This is a genomic window from Ruegeria sp. S263 (genome assembly GCF_056780525.1).
Genome location: NZ_CM165558.1, coordinates 255,691 through 279,257 on the forward strand (window position 1 = coordinate 255,691; position 23,567 = coordinate 279,257).

Genomic DNA, 23,567 nt, shown 5'->3' on the forward strand with positions numbered 1-23,567 from the left:
AGGTCCCTGTCTAGCAACTGATGTCCCAAAGCGAAAACTTTGCCAAAGGGACGAAAGATAACAAGTCAAGAAACTGTGACCACTACCGGGGGCTGCGTTTTGCCAGAATCCGCTGCAACGTCCGGCGGTGCATGTTGAGGCGACGGGCAGTTTCGCTGACATTGCGGTCACACAGCTCATAAACCCGCTGAATATGCTCCCACCGCACGCGATCCGCACTCATGGGGTTTTCGGGGGGCGGAGGCAGTTCGTCGTCTTTTGTCAGCAGAGCGTTGGTGATGTCAGTGGCGTCGGCGGGTTTCGACAGGTAGTCGGTCGCGCCAATTTTGACGGCAGCAACAGCCGTGGCGATGGCGCCGTAACCGGTCAGAACCACAACGCGGCTGTCGGGGCGCTTCTCACGCAGCACTTCGACCACGTCCAGCCCATTGCCATCCTCAAGCCGCAAATCCACAACCGCATAGGCCGGCGGACGGGCGGTAGAAATTGCGCGGCCTGCCGCGACCGAGCCTGCGGTCTCAACCTCGAAACCGCGCTTTTCCATCGCCTTGGCGAGACGTCTCAGAAATGGCTCGTCATCATCCACCAGAAGCAGGGATTTATCCGGGCCGATATCCAGGTTAGAGCTGTCCGCCATATTCCGTTCTTTCCGCTATTTCACGCCTTTGGCTAGTTTATGAGTAATAGCAGCGCCATGAGAAAGGTCAAACAGGCCTTGAGTAGTAGAGTCTCGCGGGTCTTCGACGAACAACTCGGAAAGTCATCCGCCCCTGATCACAGGCCGGTTGCGCCCCGGCCCACTCGCATGGTCAAGTATTTTCGCAGACACTTGGAAGGCAAGGCCAATACCTCCCACGCCGTGAACCACAAGGCGAATAAACAACCGTATTTTCTAGTTTTTTGACCATGACGCCAGCGGGAGCGTTCTACTGTTTCACACATGTCTTCGAGTTTAACAGCAGAGTATCTGACGCGTTCGCCAGTCGCTTAACCAGCGCCAAAATATCCCGGCACATTGCGGCGATCCCGCCTGCAAAGTCGTGCACAGTTTATCTTATGTTGCACTTTAGTTGTTAAAGCAGTCTCTGACGATTGTGTTACCATCTGTATCCACAGCGCCGGTATCAAACTTGATCTGTCCGGCAATCCGTGGACGGGTAAACGCGACGGTCTGGTAGGTTTGGGGCGACATAATGAAGTCGCCGAACAAGGGCGTATAATCCAAAAACGCTTCGGTCATAAGTAGCGTGTCACCTTCGGAAAAGAGTGGTGTTCGCGCCTCGTAACTCGCGATCTGATCATTGGTCAGCGCTGACAATCCCGAAGAAGGATGCGACCAACAGAACTCGAGCACGCGCTGGGCCTCATCTTGGCAATCCGCTGTGCATTCAATCGTAGAAATCCGCAGCTCGCTGGGATGCTGAGGCCCTACGATATATCGGAAAACGCTGTTCAGACCATTAAAGTAATCCGCGTCGATAAAGGTATCTTCGCGGCTGATCATGTCCGATACTGTATAGGTCGCCTTAGACCGCAAATAGGACATGCGAACCGCATCCTGCACCACCAACGCACCCGTCGTCAGCAGGATCAGAATGGGCAAGGCAAACCCCATTTCGACAAGGGCCGCACCGCTTGTGTCGCGTACAAAACGGCCTATTGCGCGCCGCAACCTGAACTTAAACTCGTTATACAAAACAAACATATCAAAAAGGCTCGTTCACAAAGGCTGACCGTGAGATAAGAGCGAAATTGCCCAAGTCATCGTAGCGCCGAAGCGATGCCAGCATCGGCATAGGTGGGAAAAGTGACCTTTGGACAAGGCACGCGCGGGCGATCATCAACTGATTTTCGGTCCCTTCCGTGAAGTCGATCGGCGGCTCATATCCATCCGGGGGCGATGTATTCAGGCAATTCGCGCGGCCATTAAGGTTGAATTCCCAATCCGACTTCTCGACCTGACGCACCTCCAGCAGCAGATTTTCGTCGCAATCCCACAAGGACACTTGCGCCAGAGATTTGGCGCAAATGGCGGTCTTTACCTTTTCGTGCGTCGGATCAGAGATCAGCCCCAGCCGCAGCTCGCGGAAGGTTTCGTCCGTCGAGCGATCCAATGCAACTTGGCGCACGATCAAGTAACTGAATTCGAGCGTTATGAACAGAAACAGCAGAAGCAGCGGCAGACAAACAGAGAATTCAACCAGTGTCGTACCGTCTTCGTCCCGCCACCAGCGTCGCGATCGCCGGGCGATACCGGAAAAGGCTCCGTCGCGCTGTGCCGATGTCCCATCGGGCGTTTTGGTTGCATAGGCTATCGTCTGGTATCGCGTCATCAGATCAATCCCCCTGCCGAATTACTGCGTAAGCCGTAGTTTGTTGATCTGACGCGCAATGGACGCAAAGGCATCATCAATGTCCAACCCATCGACATCGTAAAAATGCGAGGGCGAGGACGCGCAGTCAGCCAAAGTTGCATCGCCCTGACCATAGGTATCCATTCCGATCGTAAAGACGATCACGTCATTGTCCTTAGCGGCTTGGCAGATGGCAGAGGTACGGTTGTTTTTCCACGTACCCGTCCGAGTCCGCACGATCCGATTATAGTGACCATTCGCGCTTCGGCTGGTGTCTGCCTCGGACAGGATGCTGTCCACGAACCTGTCCACCGGCATATCGGCCCAAACCTCAGGCCAAGTCATCTGTACCGCGCCGCTACCGGGTGTGAAGCTCCAAAAATCGCCCGAAACCCGATAGAAATCCCGACCTGTTCCGGGGCGGTTCCGGTAATAGCTATAGTTGTTCGTGCCCGGCAAACGGAACAGCGGCGAGTTACCCTCGCGATAGGGCGGTCTGATATCGAAGTTAAGAGTGTTTGCACCATCAGACATCACGATCAGGTACTTAATAGCGTCGGGATTATCGAAATCATAAGGCATCCCGCGCCCTGCAGGGCCAGACAGGTGTTCATAGCCTGTCATTCCCGACAAGGACGACAAGACCGGACGCATGGTTGGGTCCAGCATTGCAGCGCCCCACTTCGCTGCCATCTCGATGGATGTGTAGCCATAAGGCTGCATCGCCCGGATACGGGTTTTCAGAACATCCGGATCTTCCGACCACGCAACGATGTCGCGTCGTGCTGAATCCGTTGGGCAAACCGTGTTGTATGTACTCAGGTTCCATCCCGTGCTGGAGGGATCGTGATGCGCCGTTCGGTTCAGCAACGTATTCGTCGGAACGGCCGTGGTGGTATAGTCTGCGGTGGAGTTGAACGTCACGCAATGCGATGTCGAATGTTCAGCCGACACCGTGAAGTTGTTCAGCAAATCCTCACCCACAGAGACTTGTGTGGCAAAAGGGACAAGTGAAATCGTCGTCGTGCCCGGCTGCCCAGGTTTCGGTTGCACCGCATCGACGAAAGCTTCGGCTGCAGGAATAAGCAGGTCCATGCGCGACGGGTTGGCGGCAGGTCCGCTGGTCGATCCAGGTGCCCAGGACATCGAACCCGAATTGTCCAGTGCAACTGCGATTTCTAGATCACGGCGGGACTCGGTCGCGGCACCAACAACCGGTACATCCCAACCGTTGCGCCCAGCCAACCTTGTCAGCAAAGCTGGAACAAAGGCATCCGATTCAACCGCCACCGTTCTTTCGGTGGCGGTGTTTACAACAGTGACGTTCCGAAGATTATCGCCTAGTCCCGCTTTCGCAAAAAAGTCGTTTACCACATCTTCAGGTTCCAGAACCTGTTCAAGGTCCGCCGACGCAAGACTGGCTAAATCCGATGTGTTCTGAAGCTTGACCCTAATGTCTTCCGTCAGCGCAAGCTCCATGGCAAGCCCGATGAACACCATCATGGGGACAAGGAAGATCGCCAGCAGGATAAGAACCGCGCCTTCAAACTCTTGGCGAAACCGCGAAAACAAATCGCGGGCGCTGTTTTTGTCCAGATAGTTTTCTTTTGATTTTGACTCGGAAATTGAGTCCTCGGGAAGCTGAATATACGTCTTAACCATTTTCAACACTCACAAACTCTGGCGCATTCACACGATTTGGTGAGGCCAGAACACTGAAAAATCTTTCGATTCGTTACTGCAAAGTTAACCGAAAATGAACCAAAAATGAACGGAGCAAGACGGATTATGAACACAATTTTGCCATTAAGTCAAAATTCTGCACAGGATGAGAAGGTCCACCCAAATGGATTGCGCATTCTCGGTCCTAAAAAAGTTATATATTTTTCAGATTGTTACGGTGTGAAAACTGCGAAAGCGCAAACTAGAAAGCCCATTTAGATCCTGATTGGGCCGAAAGGAGTTCAGTCCGGAATCAGACAGCATTATTAGCGTTCAAACTCAATCCGATAGGCCCGATATCACCTTACTGTTGCCGGATTCGGCCTCTTGGCAGATGCCTGAATTGTTAATAGCCGTCCCGCTTTTGTCCGAAGAAAACTTTGGTGACCTCTTCGGTGACGTTCCATTCCACGCGACTGCCATCGCGGATGAAAAGGCTATCTCCTGTGCACAGGGTGCTGACCTCACCTGTGGTCTTGTCCGTCAACTGGCATTTGCCCGACAAAATGGTCATCAATTCATCACCTTGTTCGGTGCACTCAAACACGCCGGGAGTACAACGCCAAATACCGGCCCGCATCGTATGGCCTGACCCACCAGCATCCATGCGCCCAAAAACAGTGGGCGATCCCGACTTGATGACATAGTCGCTTTCGGGGTTGTCGAAAGGCCAGGGCTCAAGCGACCCCACATCTTCATCTGGTTTGTATTCAATCATACTGATTTCCGGTTTCAGAGTGTGTCTTTCCTGGAGACAGGGGCCTTCATTATTTGTTTAGGTTCGGCGTTGTTAACCATTCACATTCCGCGAAGTCAGAAGAAGTCCTTTTCCGTCAGAATACGCTGCTTGCGACCCCGACGGCCAAAGTCGATGTCCACAATCTTGCGGTTCCTGTCTTCGGTCTGATGTCGACAGAAACGAAACCCTTCATCGCTGACATTTCCCGGAATCATGGCCCAGTTCCATATGCTCGGCATAAGTTTGCGATATGGGGCAATCAGATCAATCACCCACATCCGCCCGCCTTCGGCTTTCCAATCCTCCGGCATCAGCGGTTCGCCCCGAATGTGTTTCTTTTCCGCGTCCTCCGACAGAAAGGCCCAGGTGAAGATCGCGCGGGGAACCTCATCGAACCGGAATATCCTGTACTGGCCCAGTACAAGCGGCGGTTCAAACGCCAGTCGCAGGTTCGCAACAGTCATCCGATTGTGATAGCTGCTGCGAAAGGCCAGAAACATTGCGTCGCCATAAGCGCGCAAAAGTTTCGGGTCGGGTGCTTCTTCACGCGGAAGAGGTTTGCCAGAGGCATCGAGGATCTGTTTCATGCCACTTTCGAAGATTTACTGAGCAAGGCCGCTTCCCACGGCTTGAGGCCGGGCAACGCTGAGGGGCCAAATTCATTGGCGTTGGACTTAAGGCCGGGAAAAATCTCGTACAGCTCATTGGCGGCATCCCGATCAATTCCGTCCAAGCTGGTCGGGCCGGGGTGGAAGCTTTCGGTTGCAAGCCCGTTGGTTACGATGACTTCGTGTTGATCGAAGGCCAAATGGAAGTATTCGACCTCAGCAACCGAACGATCGACAGTTATCGTTAAATCATTCAGCAAGCCTTTAGCGGGGGCCAGAACTGCCGGATGGCCGAACAGCATCTCTGCCAAGGGGTCCTGAACCTGAATTCGGTGCTGAGGAGAAACCAAAAGATCGCCATTAGGCGCATCGTGGCCAAAGGCGTTGCCCCGTATCCTTACTGGAAACAGGCTATCGTTTCGATCCAACTCTGCCGCATCAATGCAGCGACTGCCGATCCAACGAACTTGTTCCGTCCGGCCATCCGCCGTCAGAACGTCGTCCCCGATCAGCAAATCCTCAACCGGGCGCTCGCCAGCCGGAGTCGCAATCAGCGTGCCTCGGGACACGCAGATGAGCAGGTTGATGACAACGGTGTCTGTATCGCTGGCTCCAGAAGCATCACTGCCTGTAACCGTGAAGCTGACAACCTGATCAGACCCGGATGCAATTACTGCAGCCCGGTCGATTATGAAGGTGAATTCACCGGTTGTGGAATTCGTAACAAATGTACCGTAGGGGGTTACAGGTAAATTGAAGACATAACCGTCTTGCGCTTCACTCCCTCCAACCCCATCCAAATTGTTGTCCAGATCAAAGTCGCCAGTGACCGTTGTTACAGAAGGGTCGCTTAAGTCCGCTGAGGTTGTCCAGATATCCAGATTAGCAGTGCCGCTACCGGTGAACCCCGTCACCTCGCTGATATTATAAAATATAAAACCCATATCACTACATTTCCCGATCGGCCGTCACGTTCGGTTCGGCAAGTCACTCGTTCTTAGACATAATACTATTTCGTCGCACAGTAGGGCGACTGTCAATCAAGCAAGCAACCATGCGTGTTTTTTATGTGAATATGTGCATGTAGAGAAAAATAGTTCCGGCGGCGCAGAGTCGTCGGCTATAGCTGGTCCAGAAAGCAGCCAACCTTATCCGCCATTTGGTCAGCCGTATCGTTGCGGTTGAAAAACTCGATAAATCCGTCTTCCGGCGTCACCAGATAGGTAAAGGTCGAGTGGTCGACCAAATAGAACTCATCGCTTTTGTCATGCGCCTTGTAATAGGTCTTGTAAGCTTGGCTGGCCGCCTTGACCTGCTCGGGCGATCCGGTCAGGGCGATGGTTTTTCCGCCAAGATTGAACGCATAGTCGCTCATCACTTCGGGCGTGTCGCGATCCGGGTCAATTGAAATGAACAATGGCGTCACCGACTGGCCGCGTTCGGCCAGAATGTCGACAGCTTCGGCATTGCGTGACATGTCAAAAGGACAGACATCCGGGCAGAAAGTGTAGCCGAAATAAACCAACGTGGGCTCGGTGATCACGTCCACGTCGGTAACCGTTTCACCCGCACCGTTGATCAACTCGAACGGCCCGCCGATTGCCGCCGACCCGCCGGCAATTTGGCTGGAGCGGCATTGTGCAAACTTGTCATCTGATCCGCCACCTCTTGTCAGCAGCCACATGGTACCAACGCCTATGGCCAGAACCACGGTTGCAAGAATGGCATACAGACGGATCATGGCGGGCTTCCTGAAAGAAAAAGGGGTTGTTGATCGTTTCGGCCCGGACACCTATCAAGATGAGCAGCCTATGCAACAGGACATAATCGACCAATGGCAAATTCCAACATCACATTATGGCGCGGTCAGGAACGAAGCAGTTGGATTCGCCTGCGTACCCTTATTCTGTTGCGATGGGTCGCCATTATCGGCCAGTTCACCGCCATCACTGTGGCGCAGCAGTATTTCGACCTGCAGCTTGAGCTGACGCTGTGCTATCTCGCCATTGGCGTGTCGGTTCTGGGCAACATGACTGCGATTCTGCTGTTTCCGCAAAACAAGCGTCTGACCGAGTTCGAGAACTTCCTGATGGTGCTGTTCGACCTGATGCAGTTGGCGATCCTGCTATATCTGACCGGCGGCCTGAACAACCCCTTCGCATTGCTGCTGTTGGGCCCGGTGACGATCTCGGCCAACGTAATGAGCACCCGCTCGACCCTGATCGTGGGAGCGGTGGCCATTACGCTGACCTCGCTGCTTGTCGAGTTCCACCTGCCGCTGCGCACCGAAACTGGGCAGGTGCTTGAAATCCCCGACATGCTGCTATTCGGCAATTGGGCTGCGGTTGTGATCGCCATTGTCTTTATTGGTGCCTATTCCCACCGCGTCAGTTCAGAGGTGCAATCCATGTCCGAGGCGCTGGCCGCCACCCATATGGCACTGGCACGAGAACAGAAGCTGACCGATCTGGGCGGTGTTGTCGCCGCAGCCGCGCACGAGTTGGGTACACCTCTGGCCACGATCAAGCTGACCAGTTCGGAACTGATCGAGGAACTGGATGACCGCCCCGATCTGAAGGACGACGCCGCCCTGATCCGTGAGCAGGCCAATCGCTGCAGGGACATCCTGCGGGACATGGGGCGTGCGGGCAAAGACGACCTGCATCTTCGGCAGGCACCTTTGTCCACCGTCATTCACGAAGCGGCCGAACCCCATATCAACCGCGGCAAGATCGTTCATTTCACTGAAGGCCCCGCAGGCGAAGGCGACGTGCAGCAGCCATCAATCCTGCGAAAACCCGAGATCGTCCACGGGCTGAGAAACCTGATCCAGAATGCCGTGGATTTTTCTCGGGCAAATGTCTGGGTCGAAGCCGAATGGACACCCGATCAGATCTCGATCGGTATCATGGATGATGGGCGCGGCTATCCTTCACACATGATCGGCCGGATCGGGGACCCTTTCATGCGCCGTCGCCGCGCCGAGACCGAACAACGCGCACGGCCAGAATACGAAGGCATGGGCCTCGGTCTGTTCATCGCCAAAACCCTGCTGGAGCGAAGCGGCGCTGAACTGGAATTCGCCAACGGCTCGGATCCCTATCAGAACCTGTCCGACAATCCCGAACACCGGGGCGCGATCGTCAAAGTCGCATGGCCCCGCAAACTGGTGGACGCCCAGATCGGTGACACGCCCGTCCCGTCCGGTGCAAACCAGCGCTTTCAGATCTGAATTAAGACCCCGTTAACCAATGGTAACCATAATCTGAAACAGTCATTTCTGTTGCGGAGCGTCCATGGTCGACTGGATCATTCTGGCCATTATCAGCCTGGTTTCTGCCAGTGCCGCCGTCCATTGGTTGTTGCCCCGCCGCAGACACAGCGGCGACAACTTTGGTCTTTCGTCACCATCCTCCTTATTTGACACAGTCTTTCTGGTCGACGGGGACCGACTGATCAGCCATTCCGATATTGCGCTGGACGGATTTGAAGAGGTCCGGCACTGGCCCGACCTGCGCCGTCTGTTGAAACGGGACTTTCCAACCGTTCCGGAAACCCCGGACCCAATTCAAAAGGAAGGAAATCTGGTTGTCCCGGCAATTGATTGCACCGTTAATCGTGATGTTCTGTGTGAATGGATCGACGGTATCGTCAGGATTCAGTTGCGCGACGACGCCGAACGCCCGGAAACCATTCACCGGGATGCAAGCGATCCCATTCGTCAAGCAATGGATCGGGCGCCCTACCCGGTCTGGCTGTTGGATCATCAGGACAATGTACGGTGGTGCAATGCGGCCTATATCTCATTGGTGCGCAAGGTGCGCGGCCCTGATACCGATCTCACGGCGTCGCTGTTTCCCGGATCAGACGAAGACACGCGTCTAAGCACGAAGACACGGGTTTCAATCTCACCCGAGGAAAGTGAAAACAAGCTGTGGTTTGACCTGACCCTTGTAGACCATCCCGAGGGGCATCTGTGCTATGCGGTGGACATCAACGCAATTGTTGATGCTGAGACAGCCCAACGCAAATTCGTACAAACCATGACCAAAACATTTGCCCAGCTTTCAATCGGGCTGGCGATATTTGATCGCAATCGTCAATTGGCGCTGTTCAATCCGGCCCTGATCGACCTGACCACCCTGCCCCCCGATTTCCTGAGTTGCCGCCCGAGCCTGTCCAGCTTTTTTGACAGGTTGCGCGACCAGCACATGATGCCTGAGCCCAAGAACTACCGGACATGGCGCAGTCAGATGAACGATCTTCTTGAGGCAGCCGAAGACGGAAATTACCAAGAGACATGGTCTTTGCCGTCAGGCTCTGTCTACTCGGTCAGCGGACGCCCGCACCCGGATGGTGCTGTGGCCTTTTTGTTCGAGGATATCACGGCCGAGATCACGTTGACCCGCCGCTTCCGTTCGGAAATGGACCTGATGCAATCCATTCTGGACAAACTGGCCGACGCGATCGCCGTGTTTGGCGATGACGGAACATTGGCCTTTACAAACTATGCTTACCAAAAGCTTTGGGGGGAAAGTTCGGATACCGGGTTTGACTCGGATTCTGTGTTGGAGGTGACGCGCGGGTGGCAGACACAATGCGCCGCAACACCCATCCTGGGCGAAATTCGCGATTTCGTCGAAATGCGTGACGGCACTTCATTGACCTGCACTGTCAGCCCTTTGCACAACGGGGCCACAATCATACGCTTTTCCACGGACGCCCAGGTTATCCGTCCGGCCGAGATACAACAGATCAGCGCCTGAACCGGGTTGCAGCCAACCGGACACAGGGTCATTGTGGCGCCATGACGACTGCGCCGCTGACGATTGACCTGAATTCCCCAGAAGAAGCAGCCGGGTTTGCTGCTCGATTGGGCTCAAAACTGTTGCCCGGTGACATTGTGCTGCTTGAGGGCGAGATTGGCAGCGGTAAAACGCATTTTGCGCGCAGCCTCATCCAGTCATTGATGACAATTCCGGAAGATGTGCCCTCACCAACATTTACGTTGGTACAGGTGTACGACACAGCCGCCGCCGAAATCTGGCACGCCGATCTCTATCGCCTATCCGCGGTAGAAGAGGTTGAAGAACTCGGCCTGACCGAAGCCTTCGACACGTCGATCTGCCTGATCGAATGGCCCGACAAGCTGGGTCCGCTTCGGCCTGAAAATGCCCTCACACTAACGTTCGAAACAGACCCTAATATGATGGAAAAACGAATGCTGACCCTGACGTGGTCGGACCCGAGATGGTCAGAAAAGTTGGAGTCCTGCTCATGACGAACCGGGCGGTTCTGGCCGAAGCCCTGATTGCCCAAACGCCATGGGCAAATGCCCGGCGCGCGCCTTTGGCTGGCGATGCGTCAAACCGCAGGTACGAGCGCCTGACGGACCCTGATTCCGGAAATACGGCTGTTTTGATGGATTCCCCCCCAGGTCAGGCTGAACCGGTGGAGGCTTTTGTGCGCATGGCCGAATACCTGCGGTCAGTTGGCTTGAGCGCACCCAAGATCTATGCAGAAGACACAGAGTTCGGGTTCTTATTGCTGGAGGATCTGGGCGACGATCTGTTTGCGCGCGTTCTCGAACACCATCCGCAGCAAGAGCGTGAACTCTACGAGGCCGCCACGGATGTTCTAATCACATTGCACGACGCGCCGACCTTGTCTTTGCAGTCTTACGGCCCATCCCTGATGACCGAGCTGGCCGCGCTGTCCTTCACAAAATACGCGCAAGCCGTGCAGGGGGCTTATGACGAAGATATGCGGGCCCGTTTTGAGAATCGGTTCGCCGATATCCTGCACACCGAAACGTCTGGCCAGAAGGTAGTCATCCAGCGCGATTATCATGCCGAAAACCTGATCTGGCTGCCGGATCGCACAGGGGTTCAGCGCGTCGGCCTTCTGGACTTTCAAACAGCTATGCTGGGTCATCCGGCGTATGATCTGGTGTCCCTGCTACAGGACGTTCGTCGCGACGTGGCACCCGGCACCGAGATGCGGATGATCACACGATACATCACAGAAACGGGTGTCAACGACCACGATTTCCGCACGGCCTATGCCGTTTTGGGCGCCCAGCGAAACCTGCGAATTCTGGGGGTGTTTGCACGGCTGGCAACAGAATACGGCAAGCCCCAGTATATTGACCTGATCCCGGCAACTTGGTCCCACCTGATGCGCGATCTGGAACACCCGGCGCTGGTTTCAGTCGCCGATCTGCTGCGGCGCGCCCTACCCGCCCCAACACCCGAGGCTTTGGAAAGGCTCAGACAGGCATGACCCGAACTCCCGAAGCCGTCATGCTGTTCGCAGCCGGGTTTGGTACCCGAATGGGCGCGTTGACCAGCACGACGCCCAAACCGCTGATTGAGGTCGCAGGTCGGCCCTTGATCGATTATGCGCTGGACCTGATCAACGACGTTCACCCCAAAAGGATTGTCGCAAACCTGCATTACCTGCCCGATCAGCTTGAGGCGCATCTGGCCCCCAAGGGTGTATTACTGTCCCGCGAAGACGCCGAGATTCTGGAAACCGGTGGCGGATTGCGCGCGGCCCTGCCGATGTTGGGCACAGAACCCGTATATACGGCAAACTCGGATGCGATCTGGGCCGGGCCGAACCCACTTGCGCTGCTGCGCGACGCATGGGACCCGGACAGAATGGACGCCCTGTTGATGTGTGTGCCCGTCACTCGGACCATTGGATATATGGGGACAGGAGATTTCACCGCCGACGCGTCAGGCCGGATTACGCGTGGGCCGGGGTTGATCTATGGCGGAATCCAAATCACCAAGACAGATGGATTGATGAATTTTCAGCAAAAGTCTTTTTCTTTAAACCTGTTATGGGACCAGATGCACAGTCAGAACCGCCTGTTTGCCCTGTCTTATCCAGGCCGATGGTGCGATGTCGGAAGGCCCGAAGGGATCGCCCTCGCCGAGGAGCTTTTGGCAAGTGTTTGAGCCTAGCGCCCTACCCCGCGTTTTTGCGGTTCCACCCGGTACGGACTTTCCCAAGGCGCTGGTTCGGGGGCTGCAGGCCCGCCACGAAGGTACCCCGCCCGAGGCCCTTGCCCGCGTGCAACTGGTGGTCAACACACGAAGGATGGCCCGGCGTGTACGAGAGTTGTTTGATCAAGGCCCACCCTGCCTTTTGCCACGTCTGTCGCTGATCACCGATCTGGGTGAAAGTGTTGATCTGGCGCAGGTTCCGCCCGCAATCCCGCCCCTGCGACGGCGCCTGGAACTGACGCAGCTGGTTTCTAAGCTGCTGGACCAGCAGCCGGATTTGGCGGCGCGGTCATCCGTGTTTGACCTGTCCGACAGTTTGGCCGCTTTGATTGATGAAATGCAGGGCGAAGGTGTGTCACCTGACGCGATCCGGAATCTGGACATCAGCGATCTGTCCGGACACTGGGCGCGAGCACAGGCGTTTATCGGGATCGCGGATAATTTCATCGACACCGGGGTCGATGCGCTTGACATGCAGGCCCGACAACGGCGCGTCGTCCTGAACCTGATCGACCGCTGGACGGCGGAACCGCCGCAACATCCGGTTATTCTTGCCGGGTCCACGGGATCAAGGGGGACGACCCTGATGCTGATGGAGGCTGTCGCGCGGTTGCCGCAGGGCGCGCTGATCCTGCCCGGGTTCGACTTCGATCAGCCCGCCGATGTCTGGACAGATCTGGATGATGCGTTGACATCAGAAGATCACCCACAATACCGGTTCCGCAAACTGATGGCGCAACTTGGGTTAAAACCCGATCAGATCAGGCCATGGACACAGGATACCCCGCCTTCCCCTGCCCGTAACCGGCTGGTTTCATTGGCGTTGCGTCCTGCGCCGATCACGGATGCGTGGATGTCCGAAGGCCCGCAACTTACTGGTCTGGACAGCGCGGCTGCAGACCTGACTCTGGTCGAGGCCCAATCTCCGCGCGCCGAGGCTTTAGCGATTGCCCTGCGCCTGCGCGAGGCTGCGGAATCGGGCCAAACCGCTGCCCTGATAACCCCGGACCGGATGTTGACGCGTCAGGTCAGCGCAGCGCTGGACCGCTGGGACATCCTGCCCGATGACAGCGCAGGCCTTCCGTTGCAGTTATCGCCGCCCGGCCGATTCCTGCGGCACGTTGCGAACCTGTTTGCACGGCGGTTGGACGGCGAAGCTCTGCTAACCCTTTTGAAACACCCCCTGTGCCATGACGGTGGCGATCGGGGGGCGCATCTGCTGCATACGCGGGATCTTGAACTGGATCTTCGTCGCAATGGCCCGCCGTTTCCGGACGGGCGCAGCCTGACCGATTTTGCTATCCGAAAAGAAGCGCCAAACGCATGGATGCAGTGGCTTGTACGCCATTTCTGCGATCAACCGATCGGTGACGAGCTTGCACTGCCAGATTGGGTGGCGCGGCTGCGCGATCTGGCCGAAAGCATTTCCGCTGGAAGTGCAGGGGACGCAGGTACGCTGTGGGACAAGAACGCCGGGCAAAAGGCACTGTCCGTTCTAAGCGCGCTGGAGGCAGAAGCGCATCATGGCGGGTCAATGAATGCGCGTGATTTTGCGGATCTTCTTGGCGCTTTGCTGGCGGGAGAAGAGGTCCGCGACAGGGACGCACCACATCCGCTTATCATGATCTGGGGCACGCTTGAGGCGCGTGTACAGGGGGCCGATCTGCTGATTTTGGGCGGACTGAATGAAGGCAGTTGGCCCGAAGCTGCAGCGCCTGACCCGTGGCTGAACCGGCAGATGCGCGACAAGGTCGGCCTATTGCTTCCGGAACGTAGGATTGGACTGTCGGCGCATGATTTCCAACAGGCGATCGGCGCGCCCGAAGTGTGGCTGACGCGCGCAACCCGGTCTGATGATGCCGAAACCGTACCGTCCCGCTGGTTGAACCGTTTGACGAACTTACTGCAGGGGTTACCGGATCAGGGAGGCCGCGAGGCGCTGTCCCAGATGCGCGCCCGCGGCAGGAAATGGCTGCGCTGGTCGGAACAGCTTGAAGCTGCACCTCGGATTGAACCCGCGCCGCGTCCCTCTCCGCGTCCGCCGGTCGCTGCGCGACCGCGCCGCCTGAGCGTTACGGAAATCAAACGTCTGATCCGTGATCCATACGCAATCTACGCTAAGCACGTGCTGCGCCTGAGGCCCCTTGATCCGTTGGTTCAGGCCCCCGATGCCTTGCTACGGGGGATCGTGATTCATGAAATTCTGGAGCATTTCGTCAAGGACAGTGTTCTGGATACAGCCCTGCTGACACGCGAGAATTTCCTGAAACGCGCCGAAAACCTGCTTGCGCAACACGTCGCGTGGCCGACAGCGCGCAAGCTGTGGCTGGCGCGGCTAGACCGGATCGCGGATGACTTTCTCAGCGCAGAAACTGCTCGGCACGGGGATGGGGGGCCGGTTTCGTTTGAGGCCAAAATGAACCTTGTTCTTGCTCCTTTGGACTTCGCCATCGTGGGCCGCGCCGACCGGGTCGACCTGAACAGCAGGGGTGCAGTGCGTCTGATAGATTACAAGACCGGCGCACCTCCGAGCGAAAGCCAGCAGGCGAAGTTTGAAAAACAATTGCTGATCGAGGCAGCCATCGCCGAACAAGGCGGGATCGAGGGGCTGAATCCGCTGCCCGTGGCCGAGGCCGTGTTTGTGGGGATGGGCGGAACGTATAAAGAGGTCCTTGCGCCCTTGGCAAAAGAACCGCCAGATAAGGTCATTGCAGAGCTAAGAGAACTGATTTCCGCATATTTAGAGCCTGATCAGGGCTTCACGGCGCGGAGGATGCTGCACAAAGATACGGATGTCGGCGACTATGATCATCTTGCCCGCTTCGGCGAATGGGATCGGACCAGCGACTCTGCGCCGGAGGTTCTGACATGAGCCACCGCAACGACGCGACCGAACGGCAGGTGCAAGCCGCACGGCCCGATGCATCGACCTGGCTTGCGGCGAACGCGGGTTCCGGCAAAACGCGGGTGTTGACGGACCGGGTTGCGCGCCTGCTGCTGGATGGTGTGCAGCCGCAGCATATCCTGTGCTTGACCTACACCAAGGCCGCCGCCAGCGAGATGCAGAACCGTCTGTTCAAACGACTGGGTGAATGGGCCATGCTGGGCGATGACGCCTTGCGCGCGCAATTGACGGAACTGGGTGTGCCCGGCGCAATTAATTCCGGTCGCCTGGCGCAGGCGCGAACATTGTTTGCGCGCGCGATTGAAACACCGGGCGGGCTGAAGATTCAGACGATCCACTCTTTCTGCGCCTCATTGCTGCGTCGATTTCCGCTTGAAGCCGGGGTCAGCCCGCAATTCGCGGAAATGGAAGACCGCGCCGCCGCCCTGTTGCGCGAGGAAATCGTTGAAGATTTTGCAGAAGGACCGCAAGCCGCTTTGATCGAAGACGTGGCCCGGTTTGTAACAGATACCGGGTTCGACAATCTAACGGCTGCGATCACCCAAAAACGCAACTTGTTTGCGCAGGCGCTAGACTGGGCGGAAATTCAAAGGCGATTTGATCTGCCCGAAGGGTTTGACGAAGACGCGCTGCTGGAGCGAGTATTTTTAGGTGGAGAAGTTGAATTTATTCAGTCAATCCTGCCTGCGCTTTCCGAAGGCGGAAACACCAACGCTAAAACTGCGGCGAAACTGGCGGCATTCACCGAGCCCCGGCTGACCAGTCTGCCTATGTTGGAAAGCGTCTTTCTAACCGGCAAAGGGGCCAAAGAACCGTTCTCGGCCAAGGTTAACAGCTTCTCGACCAAGGCGCTGCGCGAAGGCGCGTTGGCTGATCGAATGCCCCAGCTTGAGGCGCTGATGCTACGCATCGAGGCCGCGCGTGAGCTGCGTTTGGCCTTGGTTGCCGCACGTAAGACCCATGTACTGCATCGCTTTGCCGCCGCTTTCCTGCCCGAATATGAACGTCGTAAACAGTTGCGTGGGTGGCTGGATTTCGACGACCTGATCCTGCGCGCACGGCGGGTGCTGAACGACCCGGCGGTCGCAGAATGGGTGCTGTATCGGCTGGATGGCGGCATCGACCATATTCTTGTGGACGAAGCGCAAGATACCAGCCCAGATCAATGGGACGTGGTTGAAAAGCTGGCGCAGGAATTTACCAGCGGGGAGGGGGCCCGATCCGGGGTCGAACGCACGATCTTTGTGGTCGGGGATAAGAAACAGTCGATCTATTCCTTTCAGGGGGCCGATCCCGCAGCCTTTGACCGGATGCAGCAGGAATTTGGGCGGCGACTGATCAATTCAGGCTCTAAATTGGAGAGTTTAGAGCTGGAATACTCCTTCCGCTCGTCCAGTGCGATCTTGTCTTTGGTGAATATCCTGTTTGAAGGCCACGCCGAGGCGGGGTTTCAGGACAAAGCCCTGCACCGCGCGTTCAAGTCCAGCCTGCCGGGTCGCGTAGACCTTTGGCCTGCGATCGAAAAGGTGACCGACGATGACGAAGCCGACTGGACCGATCCGGTAGACCGCCCCGGTGCGCGGCATCACACTGTCATTCTTGCGGAAAAGATAGCCCATTCGATCAAGTCGATGATCGACACTGGCGAAACGATCCCCGAGGACGGTGAAACCCCCGGTACGTTCGTTCGCCGCAAGGTGCAGCCCGGGGACTTTCTGATCCTTGTGCAGCGCCGCTCGGATCTGTTTGCCGAGATCATCCGTGCCTGCAAAGCATTGCGCCTGCCAATCGCTGGGGCCGACCGGTTGAAGGTCGGCGCGGAGTTGGCCGTGAAGGACCTTGCTGCGTTGCTGAGTTTTCTGGCCACGCCCGAAGACAGCCTGTCGCTGGCCACTGTGCTGAAATCTCCTCTATTTGGGTGGACCGAGCAGCAGATTTTCGATCTGGCGCATCGACGGCAGGAACAATTCCTGTGGGCAGCGCTGCGCAACCGCGCCGAAGAGTTTCCCGAAACGCTGGCCGTGCTGAATGACCTACGCAGCCAGATCGACTTTCTTCGCCCATATGACTTGATCGAACGCATCTTGACCCGCCATCACGGGCGGCGAAACCTGCTGGGCCGGTTGGGGGCCGAGGCTGAGGATGGCATCAACGCCTTGCTTTCTCAGGCGCTTGCCTATGAGCGGACGGATATACCCAGCCTGACGGGTTTTCTGGTCTGGATGCAGACAGATGATCTGGAAATCAAGCGGCAGATGAGCGGTGTGGGCAACATGATCCGCGTGATGACCGTACATGGGTCCAAAGGTCTTGAGGCACCGATTGTCATCCTGCCGGATACCGGCAAGCGGCAAGCCCCGCGCGATGCCGAAATCATGGTGGCCGATGACACGCCACTGTGGAAGGTTCCCTCAGATGCGTCCCCCAGCCTGATCGCACAGGCCCGGACCGAGGCGCGAACGCGGGAGGAAAATGAACGCCTCCGGCTGCTTTACGTTGCGCTGACACGGGCAGAGAAATGGCTGATCGTTGGGGCCGCTGGGGATGTCGGAAAGGACGGAACCAGTTGGTATCAGATGGTTGAGGCCGCGATGGGCCGGGCAGGGGCTACTCAAGAGCCGGGGTCTGATACATTAAGGCTGTCACATGGGGACTGGACCAGCTTGCCGCTTGTCTCTCATGCAGAGGCACCTGTTGAAGACGCCGATTTGCCTGCCGCGTTTCTAGCGGCGGCTGCAACCCCGTCCCCGGCGCAACAAACGATCAGCCCATCGGATCTGGGTGGCCCTAAGGCGTTGCCGGGTGACAGCGGTCAGGACGAAGACGCAGCCAAACTTCGCGGCACGCGCCTGCACCTGCTGCTTGAGCATTTGCCGCCGGTGCCACGGGACAACTGGCCGCAGCTCTGCGCCCGCGTTCTTCCCGATATGCAGGAAATGGACCGACAAGAGCTGTTTGACGAAGCCCATACAGTCCTGACTGCAGAACATCTGCAGGACATATTTGGTCCGGACGCACTGGCCGAGGTTCCGATTACCGCCGACCTGAACGGCCACCGGATGCACGGGGTCATAGATCGGTTGATCGTCACGGCCGATACTGTGCAAGCCATTGATTTCAAATCCAATGCCACAATCCCCGAGGATGCGAACGCCTGCCCTGAGGGGCTGTTGCGTCAGATGGGCGCTTATGCACAAGCCCTGTCGCAGATCTATCCGGACCGGGATATCCGAACTGCAATCCTCTGGACCAGAACCGCCGGGCTGATGTGGTTGCCACACGATCTTGTGACGGATGCACTGGCCCGTGCGCCGATGCCTTGACCTTGGAAAACCTCGCACCTAGGTTCAGTGACCAAGCATTCCCCATTCAGGAGACAGAATATGTCGACCGTAGCCGTAACCGATGATACCTTTGACGCCGAAGTCAAGAATTCCGACATCCCCGTTGTTGTCGATTTCTGGGCCGAATGGTGTGGCCCCTGTAAACAGATCGGCCCCGCTCTGGAAGAGCTGGCCACTGAGTATGGCGGCAAGGTCAAGATTGCCAAGGTAGACGTGGACAGCAACCCGAACGCAGCCGCCGCCATGGGCGTGCGCGGTATTCCGGCACTGTTCATCTTCAAAGACGGTCAGGTTGTTTCGAACCGCGCAGGTGCCGCGCCCAAAGCCGCGCTGCAAAGCTGGATTGACGAGTCCATCTGATCTGATTGGACAGACTGTTTTCAAAGGCGTCCCAACCGGGGCGCCTTTCTTTCTGCCGGGAGGGCACATGACAAAAACTCGGGTTCTTGTTGAATTTGGAATGGGAACCTCGCTGCGCCGCGAGGATTATACCGAGGCCGCTCTGCGTGCGATCAAGGATGCGCTTTGGCACAACTCTGTCAACATGGCAGAATTGTTCGATTTCCCGAAAGAGGCAATGATCATTGATGCTGAAATCGGGGTGCAGAAGCCCGATCAGGTGGACCAGGATGCGCTGAAAGCCGTATTTCCTTATGGTCAGCCGAATGTGACTGTCACCGAAGGCGGACTGGATATCGACAAACCCCACGCCGAGGGGCGCACCGTCATCGCAAACGCGGCCATTATAGTCTCGTTCGACATGGAGCCTGCGACATGAGCGAAAAACGTATCATTCTGGAAATGGGTACTGGCAACGATCTGTATGGACAGGATTACACCAAGGCCGCACGACGGGCCGTGCAAGACGCCTTGCATCACTCGTCGATCACGCTGTTTTCCAAGCTGGGCGTGGATCACCACGAGATGCGCGTTCAGGTGACAATCGGTGTTCAAGATCCCGAAGCTGTGGATTGTGATCAGGTCGCTGCAGATCTTCCACGCGGGCGGGCCAAGGTACGTGCCGTAAAGGGCGGGCTGGATATCGACGACAAAGACGGGACGCGGCATGTGGTGGCCACCGCTGCGGTCGAGGCGTTTCTGCCGGATCTTTCCGACCGATACAAATTATCCTGAAAAAGAAAAAGCCGCCCAAGTCTGAGCGGCTCAACTATTCTTGTAATGATCGTGCGGGTCAGATCGTCTCGATTTCCGCGCGGGTCAGACCGACATCTTCCAACTGGGCGTCGCTCAGGTTCGACAAAAGCTTGCGTGTCTTGCGGGATTCATTCCACAAAGCCGCTTTTTCGAATGTTCCGTAGATCGCGTCCACTACATGCAGGATGGTAGCTGCTCCGAGCGGCGCATGGATATTTGCAGTAGTTGCCATTTGCGCATTTCCTTGTGACTGAAACAGCCGACCTCGTGTCGGTTGTAAGGCTCATGTAGGAGCATTGCCTGAGACTCACAATTGCTAGTCTGGTAACCCCGAATTGCATTTAATGCATATCTTTTAAGCGGTTTGTGAACTGTTGCGCTGTACGCGCGCCCGGCCCATATAGGGGACCAGACAAAACGGAGGCTTCCATGGCAGACAGCGATTATCCCGGATGGCACGGCACGACAATTATTGGCGTCAAGAAAGGCGGCCAAGTGGTGATTGCCGGGGACGGTCAAGTCAGCCTGGGTCAAACCGTGATCAAAGGCACCGCCCGGAAAGTGCGCCGCCTGTCGCCGGGCGGGTTCGAGGTTGTCGCGGGTTTCGCCGGATCAACAGCCGATGCATTCACTTTGCTGGAGCGGCTGGAAGCCAAGTTGGAGGCCACGCCAGGCCAACTGGCCCGCGCCTCGGTCGAGCTGGCGAAAGACTGGCGGACGGATAAATACCTGCAAAAGCTTGAGGCGATGCTGATCGTCACGGATGGCAAGGATCTGCTAGTGATCACAGGGGCAGGGGACGTGCTGGAGCCGGAACACAACGTCGCCGCCATCGGATCCGGCGGCAATTTCGCTCTGGCCGCAGCGCGCGCGATGATGGACAGCGACAAGCCCGCCGAAACGGTGGCGCGTGAGGCAATGGCGATTGCCGCCGATATTTGCGTCTATACCAATGGCAACCTGACGGTTGAGGAAATCTCAGGCCAGTAGCGCCTTGATCTCTTTCCCCTTCCACCGCAGGTGCATCCCGATCAGGCCCAGTATCGCGGCGAGGATGACGATGTAGTACGGCACCCGGATGTCGATGCTCATCAACCCGCCGCCGATCAGGGACATGACCCCTCCGGCCAGACAGAAGACAGCCGTGGTCACGCCCATCACCCAACCCTGATCGGTTTCGCTGACGGCCGAAGAAAACAGGCCCAGCAAGGTTGGGTAGGATACGCCAAAGAAGAAATAGAAGAAGAAGACCGGGATGTAACTCAGCACACCGCTGGGACTGAAGGCAAAACCAAACCCGCAGATCACCATGACCACCAGCGATGTGTAGATGATCTGATGCTTGCTGAACCTTTCTTGTGCCGGTTTCACAAGGAAAGTGCTTGAGAACGCCAGCGCAAATCCGATCACCACCATCGCCATGCTTCCGCCGATCACGCCATAGCCCCATGCAGATGTCAGGAAATTGTCGACGAAGACATAGAAGGTGACATTCGCGATCATGAACAAGGCATAAACCGGCAGGATTTTCAGAACCAACGGATGCGTGCGGACCGCGATCAGGCTGTCGGTGATATCGCGGGGGCGAAAAACAAAGGCTGCGCGTTCCGTGCGGGTGTCCTTGAAAAAGAACATCACAAGGAAAATCGCAATCAGTACCAGAGCGAAGGCCCCGTAGAACGGTGTTTTCAGCGTCGCATAACTGCCCAGCAGGTTGGCATCGGACAGGACGGCACCAATTATCGGACCTCCGACAAGGCCAAAGCTAACGCCAGTGATGATATATCCCATATTGCGGTCGCGATCGGCGGCGTCAGAGCTGCCATCAATCATTGCCGCCTGTGCAATAGGTTGGTTCCCAGCCGTAAAGCCCGTGATCGACCTACCGATAATCAACAGGATCAGACTGTTGAGATACAGCGCCGTAATGGTCAGCGCATAGCCTGCCAACGCTCCACCCAGACAGACCAGCAATGCGTTCTTGCGCCCGATCGAGTCTGAGACTTTCGAGACATACACAACGCCCAGAAACCAGGACAGAAAGAAACAACCGATCACCAGCCCATAGTACAGATGCCGCATACCCATTGCGGTGCTTTCGGGCAGGAAGTTGGATTTCGTCTCCATGATCAGCGAGTTGATGATCGGGAAAACCAGCCCCTGCCCAAGCAGGTCCACAAACACCACGAACAGAAGGGTGATCTTGGCAATTTTCGTCATCCGCGCGCTCCTGACCCTCAACACCTTGAAATTACTGTATCAGAGGGGGTGCGTTTCACCTAAGGAAAGCATTTGCAAACCGGATAGGGCATTGCTAACCAACGCTGCCGCTGTTGTTTTCGATCCAGCGGTGATTACCTAAGCCCAAGTTTCCATATGCCGACCGAAAGGACTGCGCCTTGACCGACCTGACCCCGCGCGAGATTGTCTCGGAACTGGACCGTTTCATTATCGGGCAGAAGGATGCCAAACGCGCAGTCGCCGTCGCGCTGCGCAACCGCTGGCGGCGCAAGCAACTGACCGATGACATTCGGGATGAAGTGTATCCGAAAAACATCCTGATGATCGGCCCCACCGGTGTTGGCAAGACCGAGATCAGCCGCCGACTGGCGAAACTCGCCCGCGCGCCATTCATCAAGGTCGAAGCCACCAAGTTTACCGAAGTTGGATATGTCGGGCGCGACGTGGAACAGATCGTGCGTGATCTGGCAGATGCCGCGATTATCCAGACCCGCGAATTCATGCGCGAAGACGTCAAAGCCAAGGCGCATCAGGCCGCCGAAGATCGCGTGATCGAAGCCATCGCCGGTACCGATGCCCGGGAAGGCACGCGCGAGATGTTCCGCAAGAAACTGAAAGCGGGCGAGCTGGATGATACGGTGATCGAGTTGGAGTTGTCCGACAGCGCGAACCCAATGCCGATGTTCGACATTCCCGGTCAACCCGGCAGCCAGATGGGTATGATGAATCTGGGCGACATCTTCGGCAAGGCGTTCGGTGGGCGGACCGTCAAAAAGAAGATGACTGTCGCCGAAAGCTATGACGCGCTGATCGGGGAAGAGGCCGACAAGCTGCTGGATGATGAAACCGTCAACCGCGTGGCTTTGGAATCGGTCGAACAGAATGGCATCGTTTTTCTGGATGAGATCGACAAGGTCTGCGCGCGATCAGATGCACGCGGCGGCGACGTCAGCCGGGAAGGGGTACAGCGCGACCTGCTTCCCCTGATTGAGGGCACAACTGTCAGCACCAAACACGGTGCGGTCAAAACCGACCATATCCTGTTTATCGCTTCGGGCGCGTTCCACATCGCCAAACCCTCGGACCTGTTGCCGGAATTGCAGGGCCGTCTGCCGATCCGGGTTGAACTGCGCGCGCTGACCGAAGAGGATTTCGTGCGTATCCTGACCGAGACAGACAACGCCCTGACCCGCCAGTACACCGCCCTGATGGGCACCGAAGCGGTCACGGTCAGCTTCACCGACGATGGCATCGCGGCCTTGGCCAAAATCGCGGCGGACGTGAACCAAAGCGTCGAAAACATCGGTGCGCGGCGTTTGTACACGGTGATGGAGCGTGTGTTCGAAGAACTGTCCTTCACCGCCCCAGATCAGGCCGGGGCCAAGATCACGGTGAACGCGCAATTCGTCGATGACAATCTGGGTGAGCTGACCAAGTCCACAGACCTTAGCCGTTACGTCTTGTAATAGGTCCAGCCGGTTTCCGC

General features: G+C 56.8%; 22 protein-coding genes. 12 read left to right on the forward strand and 10 right to left on the reverse strand.

Features of this window, described 5'->3' with window-relative positions; translation table 11 throughout:
- Positions 1-82: 82 nt before the first annotated feature.
- The 8 genes from ACT2B1_RS01230 to ACT2B1_RS01265 form a co-directional block, all read right to left on the reverse strand.
- A complete protein-coding gene (locus ACT2B1_RS01230; RefSeq protein ID WP_171123714.1) occupies positions 83-637 on the reverse strand; it encodes an ActR/PrrA/RegA family redox response regulator transcription factor in 555 nt (184 codons plus the stop codon).
- 429 nt (positions 638-1,066) lie between these two features.
- On the reverse strand, positions 1,067-1,705 hold the full coding sequence (locus tag ACT2B1_RS01235; protein WP_171124020.1) for a TadE/TadG family type IV pilus assembly protein: 639 nt from the start codon (positions 1,703-1,705) through the stop codon (positions 1,067-1,069).
- Position 1,706: 1 nt separating this feature from the next.
- The gene (locus ACT2B1_RS01240; RefSeq protein ID WP_171212146.1) at positions 1,707-2,333 is read right to left on the reverse strand and encodes a TadE/TadG family type IV pilus assembly protein; all 627 of its coding nucleotides are present in this window, start codon (positions 2,331-2,333) and stop codon (positions 1,707-1,709) included.
- A gap of 21 nt (positions 2,334-2,354) precedes the next feature.
- The gene (locus tag ACT2B1_RS01245) at positions 2,355-4,016 is read right to left on the reverse strand and encodes a TadE/TadG family type IV pilus assembly protein (RefSeq protein WP_481668416.1); all 1,662 of its coding nucleotides are present in this window, start codon (positions 4,014-4,016) and stop codon (positions 2,355-2,357) included.
- A gap of 406 nt (positions 4,017-4,422) precedes the next feature.
- Positions 4,423-4,794, reverse strand: coding sequence for a cupin domain-containing protein (locus ACT2B1_RS01250; RefSeq protein ID WP_171123723.1), 372 nt, complete (start codon positions 4,792-4,794; stop codon positions 4,423-4,425).
- A gap of 95 nt (positions 4,795-4,889) precedes the next feature.
- On the reverse strand, positions 4,890-5,402 hold the full coding sequence (locus ACT2B1_RS01255) for a toxin-activating lysine-acyltransferase (RefSeq protein WP_171240474.1): 513 nt from the start codon (positions 5,400-5,402) through the stop codon (positions 4,890-4,892).
- On the reverse strand, positions 5,399-6,367 hold the full coding sequence (locus tag ACT2B1_RS01260; protein WP_481668417.1) for a Hint domain-containing protein: 969 nt from the start codon (positions 6,365-6,367) through the stop codon (positions 5,399-5,401). Before ACT2B1_RS01260 ends, ACT2B1_RS01255 begins: the two co-directional genes overlap by 4 nt.
- Positions 6,368-6,543: 176 nt before the next feature.
- Positions 6,544-7,164, reverse strand: a complete 621-nt coding sequence (locus ACT2B1_RS01265; RefSeq protein ID WP_171124030.1) for an SCO family protein — start codon at positions 7,162-7,164, stop codon at positions 6,544-6,546.
- A 93-nt stretch (positions 7,165-7,257) separates the two neighbouring features.
- On the opposite strand from ACT2B1_RS01265, the gene regB reads away from it, so the two are divergent.
- The 10 genes from regB to ACT2B1_RS01315 all read left to right on the forward strand — a co-directional run bounded on the left by regB (position 7,258) and on the right by ACT2B1_RS01315 (position 19,819).
- Complete coding sequence (gene regB, locus ACT2B1_RS01270) at positions 7,258-8,655, forward strand: sensor histidine kinase RegB (protein WP_171123740.1); 1,398 nt, start codon at positions 7,258-7,260, stop codon at positions 8,653-8,655.
- 64 nt (positions 8,656-8,719) lie between these two features.
- Positions 8,720-10,189, forward strand: coding sequence for a PAS-domain containing protein (locus ACT2B1_RS01275; protein ID WP_481668418.1), 1,470 nt, complete (start codon positions 8,720-8,722; stop codon positions 10,187-10,189).
- 41 nt (positions 10,190-10,230) lie between these two features.
- On the forward strand, positions 10,231-10,704 hold the full coding sequence (gene tsaE / locus ACT2B1_RS01280) for a tRNA (adenosine(37)-N6)-threonylcarbamoyltransferase complex ATPase subunit type 1 TsaE (protein WP_481668419.1): 474 nt from the start codon (positions 10,231-10,233) through the stop codon (positions 10,702-10,704).
- Positions 10,701-11,705, forward strand: a complete 1,005-nt coding sequence (locus ACT2B1_RS01285; protein ID WP_481668420.1) for an aminoglycoside phosphotransferase family protein — start codon at positions 10,701-10,703, stop codon at positions 11,703-11,705. Before tsaE ends, ACT2B1_RS01285 begins: the two co-directional genes overlap by 4 nt.
- Positions 11,702-12,388: a nucleotidyltransferase family protein gene (locus ACT2B1_RS01290; RefSeq protein WP_171240470.1), complete on the forward strand. Its 687-nt coding sequence runs from the start codon at positions 11,702-11,704 to the stop codon at positions 12,386-12,388. Before ACT2B1_RS01285 ends, ACT2B1_RS01290 begins: the two co-directional genes overlap by 4 nt.
- Complete coding sequence (gene addB, locus ACT2B1_RS01295; protein WP_481668421.1) at positions 12,381-15,308, forward strand: double-strand break repair protein AddB; 2,928 nt, start codon at positions 12,381-12,383, stop codon at positions 15,306-15,308. Before ACT2B1_RS01290 ends, addB begins: the two co-directional genes overlap by 8 nt.
- The gene (addA, locus tag ACT2B1_RS01300; RefSeq protein WP_481668422.1) at positions 15,305-18,664 is read left to right on the forward strand and encodes a double-strand break repair helicase AddA; all 3,360 of its coding nucleotides are present in this window, start codon (positions 15,305-15,307) and stop codon (positions 18,662-18,664) included. The genes addB and addA overlap by 4 nt, the downstream gene beginning before the upstream one ends.
- Before the next feature lie 60 nt (positions 18,665-18,724).
- Positions 18,725-19,045 (forward strand): thioredoxin, encoded by a 321-nt coding sequence (gene trxA, locus ACT2B1_RS01305; protein WP_039542610.1) that lies wholly within the window; start codon positions 18,725-18,727, stop codon positions 19,043-19,045.
- A gap of 67 nt (positions 19,046-19,112) precedes the next feature.
- Entirely contained in the window at positions 19,113-19,463 is a 351-nt protein-coding gene (locus ACT2B1_RS01310; protein ID WP_171240467.1) for a Lin0512 family protein, read from the forward strand.
- Positions 19,460-19,819: a Lin0512 family protein gene (locus tag ACT2B1_RS01315; RefSeq protein WP_171124046.1), complete on the forward strand. Its 360-nt coding sequence runs from the start codon at positions 19,460-19,462 to the stop codon at positions 19,817-19,819. Before ACT2B1_RS01310 ends, ACT2B1_RS01315 begins: the two co-directional genes overlap by 4 nt.
- Positions 19,820-19,877: 58 nt before the next feature.
- On the opposite strand, the gene ACT2B1_RS01320 is transcribed toward ACT2B1_RS01315, so the two are convergent.
- Positions 19,878-20,072, reverse strand: a complete 195-nt coding sequence (locus ACT2B1_RS01320; RefSeq protein WP_171123756.1) for a DUF1127 domain-containing protein — start codon at positions 20,070-20,072, stop codon at positions 19,878-19,880.
- A 197-nt stretch (positions 20,073-20,269) separates the two neighbouring features.
- Here ACT2B1_RS01320 and hslV point away from each other — a divergent pair, with 197 nt between their 5' ends.
- Positions 20,270-20,830, forward strand: a complete 561-nt coding sequence (gene hslV / locus ACT2B1_RS01325) for an ATP-dependent protease subunit HslV (RefSeq protein ID WP_171240466.1) — start codon at positions 20,270-20,272, stop codon at positions 20,828-20,830.
- On the opposite strand, the gene ACT2B1_RS01330 is transcribed toward hslV, so the two are convergent.
- Positions 20,819-22,060, reverse strand: coding sequence for an MFS transporter (locus ACT2B1_RS01330; RefSeq protein ID WP_171240465.1), 1,242 nt, complete (start codon positions 22,058-22,060; stop codon positions 20,819-20,821). The two genes, hslV and ACT2B1_RS01330, sit on opposite strands and share 12 nt — an antisense overlap.
- A 179-nt stretch (positions 22,061-22,239) precedes the next feature.
- Here ACT2B1_RS01330 and hslU point away from each other — a divergent pair, with 179 nt between their 5' ends.
- Entirely contained in the window at positions 22,240-23,547 is a 1,308-nt protein-coding gene (gene hslU, locus ACT2B1_RS01335) for an ATP-dependent protease ATPase subunit HslU (RefSeq protein ID WP_171240464.1), read from the forward strand.
- Positions 23,548-23,567 lie beyond the last annotated feature (20 nt).

Excerpts from the sequence above, each read along its gene's own strand:
- ACT2B1_RS01230 (WP_171123714.1), bottom strand. The coding sequence starts at position 637 with ATGGCGGACAGCTCTAACCTGGATATCGGCCCGGATAAATCCCTGCTT.
- ACT2B1_RS01235 (WP_171124020.1), bottom strand. The coding sequence starts at position 1,705 with ATGTTTGTTTTGTATAACGAGTTTAAGTTCAGGTTGCGGCGCGCAATA.
- ACT2B1_RS01240 (WP_171212146.1), bottom strand. The coding sequence starts at position 2,333 with ATGACGCGATACCAGACGATAGCCTATGCAACCAAAACGCCCGATGGG.
- ACT2B1_RS01245 (WP_481668416.1), bottom strand. The coding sequence starts at position 4,016 with ATGGTTAAGACGTATATTCAGCTTCCCGAGGACTCAATTTCCGAGTCA.
- ACT2B1_RS01250 (WP_171123723.1), bottom strand. The coding sequence starts at position 4,794 with ATGATTGAATACAAACCAGATGAAGATGTGGGGTCGCTTGAGCCCTGG.
- ACT2B1_RS01255 (WP_171240474.1), bottom strand. The coding sequence starts at position 5,402 with ATGAAACAGATCCTCGATGCCTCTGGCAAACCTCTTCCGCGTGAAGAA.
- ACT2B1_RS01260 (WP_481668417.1), bottom strand. The coding sequence starts at position 6,367 with ATGGGTTTTATATTTTATAATATCAGCGAGGTGACGGGGTTCACCGGT.
- ACT2B1_RS01265 (WP_171124030.1), bottom strand. The coding sequence starts at position 7,164 with ATGATCCGTCTGTATGCCATTCTTGCAACCGTGGTTCTGGCCATAGGC.
- regB (WP_171123740.1), top strand. The coding sequence starts at position 7,258 with ATGGCAAATTCCAACATCACATTATGGCGCGGTCAGGAACGAAGCAGT.
- ACT2B1_RS01275 (WP_481668418.1), top strand. The coding sequence starts at position 8,720 with ATGGTCGACTGGATCATTCTGGCCATTATCAGCCTGGTTTCTGCCAGT.
- tsaE (WP_481668419.1), top strand. The coding sequence starts at position 10,231 with ATGACGACTGCGCCGCTGACGATTGACCTGAATTCCCCAGAAGAAGCA.
- ACT2B1_RS01285 (WP_481668420.1), top strand. The coding sequence starts at position 10,701 with ATGACGAACCGGGCGGTTCTGGCCGAAGCCCTGATTGCCCAAACGCCA.
- ACT2B1_RS01290 (WP_171240470.1), top strand. The coding sequence starts at position 11,702 with ATGACCCGAACTCCCGAAGCCGTCATGCTGTTCGCAGCCGGGTTTGGT.
- addA (WP_481668422.1), top strand. The coding sequence starts at position 15,305 with ATGAGCCACCGCAACGACGCGACCGAACGGCAGGTGCAAGCCGCACGG.
- trxA (WP_039542610.1), top strand. The coding sequence starts at position 18,725 with ATGTCGACCGTAGCCGTAACCGATGATACCTTTGACGCCGAAGTCAAG.
- ACT2B1_RS01310 (WP_171240467.1), top strand. The coding sequence starts at position 19,113 with ATGACAAAAACTCGGGTTCTTGTTGAATTTGGAATGGGAACCTCGCTG.
- ACT2B1_RS01315 (WP_171124046.1), top strand. The coding sequence starts at position 19,460 with ATGAGCGAAAAACGTATCATTCTGGAAATGGGTACTGGCAACGATCTG.
- ACT2B1_RS01320 (WP_171123756.1), bottom strand. The coding sequence starts at position 20,072 with ATGGCAACTACTGCAAATATCCATGCGCCGCTCGGAGCAGCTACCATC.
- hslV (WP_171240466.1), top strand. The coding sequence starts at position 20,270 with ATGGCAGACAGCGATTATCCCGGATGGCACGGCACGACAATTATTGGC.
- ACT2B1_RS01330 (WP_171240465.1), bottom strand. The coding sequence starts at position 22,060 with ATGACGAAAATTGCCAAGATCACCCTTCTGTTCGTGGTGTTTGTGGAC.